Origin of the sequence: Daejeonella sp. H1SJ63 (assembly GCF_029360775.1) — a bacterium.
Classification (GTDB): Bacteria; Bacteroidota; Bacteroidia; order Sphingobacteriales; family Sphingobacteriaceae; genus Daejeonella.
In genome coordinates, this window is the sequence record NZ_JARKMZ010000041.1 from 103546 (window position 1) to 110438 (window position 6893).

The window sequence follows — 6893 nt, forward strand, 5'->3', positions numbered from 1 at the left end:
TATAAGGTTAAGGGTTAAGGTTGGGATAATACAGGGAGCGAAGGTCTTACGGTCAGTAAGATTGTTTACTGAAGGATAGATTTAACTGAGTATTTCAAAAAAATCGAGGTGTTGATCTGCTGCGACAGGATTTTGTAACTTGGCCCGGATTGGCCAAAAAATGCCGGGGAAAATGATTTCAGTAAGCTTTTGTTTGAATCAGGACAGGGCTTATTGGCTATCTGGGTTTAGATGTCCATATTCCGGTAGTTCTTCAACAAACCTGTAAATCTCTTTCTCAAAATCAATCTCACAACAATAGTGCTGTATCCCATTGCTAACCAGCAGCCATTGGACCCGGTGAACAAAATTATACCGGGCTATCTGGTCAAATGTATCCTGGCTTATTTTTACAGAAGGTGCTTTACATTCAACCAGTAATACTTTTTGCCCTGTATTATTAAAAATAAGGATGTCTGAACGCTTCTGTCTGCTGTTTAATTTGAGTCCTCCTTCGAGCTGAATAAGTGATTTCGGATACTTTTTCTCATGAATCAGAAAGTGTACAAGATGTTGTCTGACCCATTCTTCGGGGGTAAGTACGAGAAATTTTTTACGGATATCGTCGAAGATATAGGTGCCCTTATCGTCCTGTTTTATCCTCAGAGGATATTGGGGGAGGTTTAATGGCGTGGGCTCGAACATGGCTGTAAATTTCACAAAATCCTTTAAATCTTTGTACTCCTGATTGTTTAATTTTTTATCGTGGTATTGAGCCTCAAAAGATTGCATTAATTTGTAATTTCGGCCAGAGATGACTGTCAGCGATATTCTAAAAGATTTGAAAGCCCGGAAATTTAAACCGGTTTATCTTCTTCATGGAGAAGAATCCTATTATATTGATAAGATCAGTGATTATATCGAACACCATGTGCTCAGTGAGGCTGAAAAGGGCTTTAACCAGACCGTTTTATATGGGAAGGATTCTGATGTTATCGGTATTCTTAATGCTGCCAAACGTTATCCCATGATGAGTGATTATCAGGTAGTGCTGGTTAAAGAGGCTCAGGAACTGAAGTGGGGTAAGGAGGGAGATGATGATAAAAAGTCAGGAGATCCGATGCTTTCTTATCTCGATAATCCATTGTCGAGTACCATTCTGGTGTTTTGCTACCGTCACGGGAAGTTTGATAAACGTAAAAAGGTTTATAAGGCTATAGAGAAAAAGGGACTTGTTTTTGAGTCGGTTCCTATTCATGAAACGAAAGTGGCCGGATGGATCGAGAGTTTTGCCGGAGAAAAGGGGTATAAAATTCAGCCTCAGGCTGCTGCATTGATGGCCGAATATCTCGGCAGCGATTTGTCAAAAGTTTCGAATGAAATGGAAAAGCTGATGCTGAATGTAAAACCGGGGCATCTGATCAATACCACTGATATTCAGAACAATATAGGCATTAGTAAAGATTTTAATGTTTTTGAACTGCAGAATGCCATTGCAAAGCGGGATGCGTATAAAGTAAATCAGATTATTAATTATTTTGCCGATAATCCGAAAAATAACCCGATACCGTTGATCCTGGGTGCATTAAATTCATACTTTACTAAAATTTTGAAATACCATTATGCGAGCGATCGTTCTCCGCAGGGGCTTGCCCGTGAATTAGGTGTAGCGCCTTTTTTTGTAAAGGATTATGAAACAGCAGGCAGGAACTATGGTAAGGAGAAGGTTTTCAGAGTGATCAGCTATCTGAGGGAGTGTGATCTGAAAACCAAGGGTGTTGATGCCAGTGGAAATACTGAACAGGGGGAGCTGATGAAAGAACTGATGTTTAAGATCATTCACTGATTTTCTTTCCGATCACATGCAGATTAACTACGCTTGCATGAGGAAATCCAAGTGTATTTCCGGGTGTAACTTCCAATAAATTTCTGAGATAAACATCGATAATTCCCTGTGCAACTTTGGTTTTTGTTTCCAGGAATTCGGGTTCTACGGGTACCAGAAATTTTTTGAAATGCATTTTACCGGTATGATCCACTCTTGCTTCAAATGAATACTGGAAATCGTTATAAGCTTTGCTGATGTTGATTTTGTATTCAGGATACAGATATTCCTCAGAGCGGTTTACAAAACCCAGATAGGGATCAAGAGCCGGTTTGATCTTTTCAACCCTTAAAATTTTGCTTTTGCTTTTAAAAACAACGGGATTACGGGCAGCAAAGGCGCTGTCGGGGTGGCTGTTTGCCTGTATTGCACGGTATTTAATGAACAGACTATCTTCCTTTGATGGAGCCTTTAGCTTCTCAGCAGTAGTTTTAAGCACATTTTTAATATAGTCATCTGAATAAAGTGTCATAGTAATATTCGAAAGATCTTCCATTACTACCCTCGATTCCAGCTCCATCACCTGAAAAATCAGACTGTCTTTACTTACATGTTTAACTCTGATCCATTCGCGGGCAAACTGGAAAAGTGCTTTATGACTGTGGAATATGCGGTAGGTCATGTATTGTTTCTTCTCCGGACTGTAGATTCTTACCGAATCATCGGCATTGAAATAAAGATTCCATTCCGGTTCCAGTTGAAATCCCTGATCAGTGAATGAAAGTCCGTTGTTGAAGCGGCGTTTTATCTCTGTGTATTTAATTCCTTTAATTGCGGTAAATGCAGGTACGGGTTCTTCAGCCATTTTGCTGATATGACCGCAGGATACAAACACTTGTGAAAGGAAAAGAAACAGCGCAAAAGGGTATAATTTCATCGGGCCTGAAATTATAAAAAATATTGAGATGTATGGATTGCAGATTTAAAGCATATTGATTGAATTCAGCCAGTTTTTTAAGTTATCCATCCATTTATCGGCAATGGTTTTGTTATTCATGCCAAAGCCATGCCCTCCGTGGGGATATATGATCAGACTGCTGTAAATTTTATGCTTCAAAAGTGATTCGTAATAGCTGATGCTGTTTGCTACCGGAACAGAAGCATCATCACCGGCATGTACCAGAAAGGCCGGCGGACTTTGAGCTGTTGTATTCAGTTCATTGGAATATCTTTCCAGTTTCTGTGGGGCGGGATCAGATCCAAGTAAATTCGTTTGACTGCCCTTATGCCTTAATCCATCCATAAAACTGATTACAGGATAAATCAGAATGGAGAAATCAGGTCGGAGGGAGGTTTGCTTTGGATTTTCGATCAGCTTTTCTTCGTAGCGGGTAGATGCGCTGGCTGCCAGATGGCCTCCGGCAGAGAAACCCATGATCCCGATTTTTGAAGCATCAATATTCCATTTTTCGGCATTCTCGCGCACTATCTGTATCGCTCTTTGTGCATCCTGCAGCGGACCGATTGATTTATCTGGCATAGTTGAATCGTCAGGGATACGGTACTTCAGGACAAATGCAGTAATCCCCATTTTATTCAATTCTCTGGCTACATCCGCCCCTTCATGTGAGGCAGCGAGGATTTTATAACCGCCACCCGGGCAAATGATCACTGCGGAACTTTTCCCTGAAGACTTTTCGGCTTTGTAAATACTCAGACCAGGTACAGACACTTCGCTGATACGTAAAACTCCGTCTGCTCCCAGCTCAGACTTCTCTTTATTGACAACAGATTTGCTATTAGGGATTTCGCCTGTATAAAGCGGTATGATCTCTTGTGCATTCACAGTATTTGTGTTAAACAGGATAATTGAACAGAGGATTGTCTTAAAAATTCTTTTCATAATTTTCTACTTTTTATCACCGGGATGATATTTTGATTCGGCCCGTTTCAGAACATCCTGACGATAATAGGCTACAGTTTTAAATTTCCGGTCGGCATATCTCTGCATCTGATCATCAAAATGAGGTGATTTCGGATCTCCGCTCTGTCCGCCTGCCAGCATGGTTTTAGCCTGTACTTTTTCCCCGAATTCTACCACAGCCACAAAGCTATTCCCCGATACTCCGTACTGACGTTTCGTGTTTTCACCCTTCCTTGTTCCGTAGGATGCCAGTGCACCCCATTCTCCTGAAGCCATACCAATTGGAATGCTTGGCAATGCATCGCTGAAATTTTGATTAATATCGCCATTAATTCGCTGATAACGGTTAAACTCTCCCCAGGCCGTTTCTACAGTACCGAAATCTTTTTTCAAATCAGCCAGACTCGCTGCAAATATTTTCAGACGTTCATTAACAGGCGACTTTGAGCTCATATAGTTCACCTTCTCCATAAAGTGCAATCCTGCCGGAATTTTGCCCGATTTATTATAGGAGTTCAGATAGAATTGAGTGATGGTCATTGCTTTTGAAGCGGCAGATACTTTAAAGTCCCAGTTTTTAAGCAGACTGATAGCCGTTTTCATCTCCGCATTATTCAGAGGATTGCTATCGTAAGCCTGTATCAGTCCCCTGATCAATTCCTCCGCTCCGGGAAGGTAAGGATCATAGGCAAGGTCAATCATCCTGTCGATAGTCAGATTCTTTGCTTTACTCAATAGTGAAATGGCATGTATTCCACGGTAATTTTCAGGGGAATAGGACATATAGCCGGGGTAGTCCCCAGGTTTCGGACTGGATGCTCCGGCACTGGTAAAAGGTGTAGAATTACAGTTCTGAATCCAGCCGCTTGCCGGATTCAGGAGAAATATATTGTCTTTAAGCTCGTGCAGGCCTTTCCAATCTGTTTTAGGATTACTTCCATCAACCGGTTTTTTATAATCAAAGACTGTATCTCTTTTAGGGATGAAATTTCCATGATAATAGGCGATATTTCCATCAGCATCTGCAAAAACGGTGTTGTTGGATGAATTTGTACGGATGTTCATCATTTGATGGAATTCTTTCTGATTTGAATTTTTTGTACGCAGAAAGGATTGCTGCAGCGCTTTGACAGGATCCCACATCATTGCAGTAGAAACCCATTTATTTCCTGATGCATGTGTTACCGGACCGTGATGGGTGCGGTATAGCGTAAATTTCTTTGATTTAAAGCCGTTTTCACTTTTGTATTTCAAACTCAGTTCCAGAGAGTCGAGCGGTCTTATTTTATTGCCGTATTTATAGCCCAGACCCTTAGGGTTCCTGACGATGGTTTCTTCAAATTCATCAATAATATCAACATCAGAAGTGGTATGCATCCATCCTGTTTTTTCATTAAATCCCTGGTAGACAAAAAACTGACCCCATGTTACAGCACCATAGGCATTTAGGCCCTGTTCACTTTGTACATGTACTTCGCCCCGAAAAAAGAAGGAGGTATGCGGATTAATCAGCAGCATGGCATTACCTGATTGGGTCAGTTTACCCGAAACAGCGAATCCATTAGAACCACGTGGCTCATTGTCTTTCAGAAGTAAGGAGCCTGTCATGATCTTGGGGATCATGCCAGCATCGGGCTTTCCGTAAAACTCTCCGATTTTTCGGGTTGATACCTTTTCGATATCCCCGCCAATGGATCCCTCGCTGAAATACATGGGCATCCAGGGTTCAAAACGTGTGAGTAGTTTGGGTTTTACTTCAGGATGTTTTGCCAGATAGAAGTTAATACCATCGGCAAAGGCCAGGCAAAGATCTTTTAACCATTGCGGACTGTTCTGATATTTGATTTCGGCTTCTTTCTGAGTCATGAAAAGCTTTGCACGAAGATCACTGTAAATAGCATTTTCGCCTTCTATTTCTGCAAGCCTGCCGATTGCCCAGATATAATTCTGCTCCACACGGTTAAAATCATCCTCGCATTGGGCGTATAATAAGCCGAAAACGGCATCGGCATCCGTTTTACCATAAATATGTGGTACTCCAAAATCATCCCTGATGATCTCGGTATCAGATGCATGTCTGTTCCATCGCTCTTTTTCACTAAGTGTCCTGTTTGCGGATCCTGTTGAGAATCCGGATGCTAAAAGGAAAAGAAGAATGAAAGTGATACGAATCATCAGCATAATATTTAAGGCTAAATATAATGCTTTTGAATGAGGGAAGAATCAGGAAAACGGATGGGAATGAGATATTCAGGAATTGTCACCATTATCGTCCGCGTTACAAATACGGACGAGGATAATACTTCTTTAATCATAATGAAATCTGCACTTTGCAATTAAAATTTCATCATCTTTCACCTGATAAATTAATCGATGTTCATCATCAATTCTACGCGACCAAAATCCTGAATATTTATATTTAAGTGGTTCTGGTTTTCCAATTCCCTGAAATGGATTTCGGGAGATGTCTTTTAGCAGATCATTTATCCTGTTCAATTTCTTTTTATCGGTTTTTTGCCAAAACAAATAATCTTCCCAGGATTCGTCTACAAATATGAATTTCATTCTTCAAGAAGATTTTTACTCATGGAATTTCCGGCTTTCAGTTTTTCAATTGCTGAATCCAGTCTCCTTTCATTTTCCTTTGAAGAAAGTTCATGTTGGGTTGCGCGCAATGAATTATATTCTGATAAAGACATAATGACAACACCATTGTCTTTACCACGATTAATAATCAATGTCTCAAAGTTCTCTGTGACTTTATCAAAGTATCTTTTGATGTCTTTCCTGAAATCTGAAATGGATGTTGTTAACATGATTTGGTTTTTATGTACTTAATTATGTACAAATATACGTACATGAAATTGTGTTTGATAAATTTATTTGAGTATATTTATAATGTAAGGAGTCTTTATCACATTTGCTTAAATGTAAGTCCGGGACATTTATAATTTGATACTCTAATAAAAAATCTAATATTTAGAAACATTTTTAAATTACGTAAAGAATATGAATAAAATCGTGTTAGGTTTCATCCGTAAATATTTAATGTTGACTAGTTAAAGTCAACGGGTTTATACTTCTGTTAATTAATTAAAAAAACACAGCCAAGAGTTGTAAAATTTCATCCTCGAGCTCTATGGCTCAACCCTGTGTGCTTAGCTG

General features: G+C 39.9%; 7 protein-coding genes. 1 reads left to right on the forward strand and 6 read right to left on the reverse strand.

Annotated features, from left to right (window positions below; translation table 11 throughout):
- Nucleotides 1–210: 210 nt before the first annotated feature.
- Nucleotides 211–684 (reverse strand): type I restriction enzyme HsdR N-terminal domain-containing protein, encoded by a 474-nt coding sequence (locus P2W72_RS14800; protein WP_276364150.1) that lies wholly within the window; start codon nucleotides 682–684, stop codon nucleotides 211–213.
- Between the two features lie 109 nt (nucleotides 685–793).
- Here P2W72_RS14800 and holA point away from each other — a divergent pair, with 109 nt between their 5' ends.
- The gene (holA, locus tag P2W72_RS14805) at nucleotides 794–1825 is read left to right on the forward strand and encodes a DNA polymerase III subunit delta (RefSeq protein WP_276364128.1); all 1032 of its coding nucleotides are present in this window, start codon (nucleotides 794–796) and stop codon (nucleotides 1823–1825) included.
- Here holA and P2W72_RS14810 read toward each other — a convergent pair.
- The 5 genes from P2W72_RS14810 to P2W72_RS14830 all read right to left on the reverse strand — a co-directional run bounded on the left by P2W72_RS14810 (nucleotide 1815) and on the right by P2W72_RS14830 (nucleotide 6544).
- Nucleotides 1815–2741, reverse strand: coding sequence for a hypothetical protein (locus tag P2W72_RS14810; RefSeq protein ID WP_276364131.1), 927 nt, complete (start codon nucleotides 2739–2741; stop codon nucleotides 1815–1817). The two genes, holA and P2W72_RS14810, sit on opposite strands and share 11 nt — an antisense overlap.
- 45 nt (nucleotides 2742–2786) lie before the next feature.
- Nucleotides 2787–3707: an alpha/beta hydrolase gene (locus P2W72_RS14815; RefSeq protein ID WP_276364134.1), complete on the reverse strand. Its 921-nt coding sequence runs from the start codon at nucleotides 3705–3707 to the stop codon at nucleotides 2787–2789.
- A 6-nt stretch (nucleotides 3708–3713) separates the two neighbouring features.
- Nucleotides 3714–5903, reverse strand: a complete 2190-nt coding sequence (locus tag P2W72_RS14820; protein ID WP_276364137.1) for an acylase — start codon at nucleotides 5901–5903, stop codon at nucleotides 3714–3716.
- 132 nt (nucleotides 5904–6035) lie between these two features.
- Nucleotides 6036–6293: a Txe/YoeB family addiction module toxin gene (locus P2W72_RS14825; protein ID WP_276364140.1), complete on the reverse strand. Its 258-nt coding sequence runs from the start codon at nucleotides 6291–6293 to the stop codon at nucleotides 6036–6038.
- Entirely contained in the window at nucleotides 6290–6544 is a 255-nt protein-coding gene (locus P2W72_RS14830) for a type II toxin-antitoxin system prevent-host-death family antitoxin (RefSeq protein WP_276364143.1), read from the reverse strand. The genes P2W72_RS14825 and P2W72_RS14830 overlap by 4 nt, the downstream gene beginning before the upstream one ends.
- Nucleotides 6545–6893: the final 349 nt, after the last annotated feature.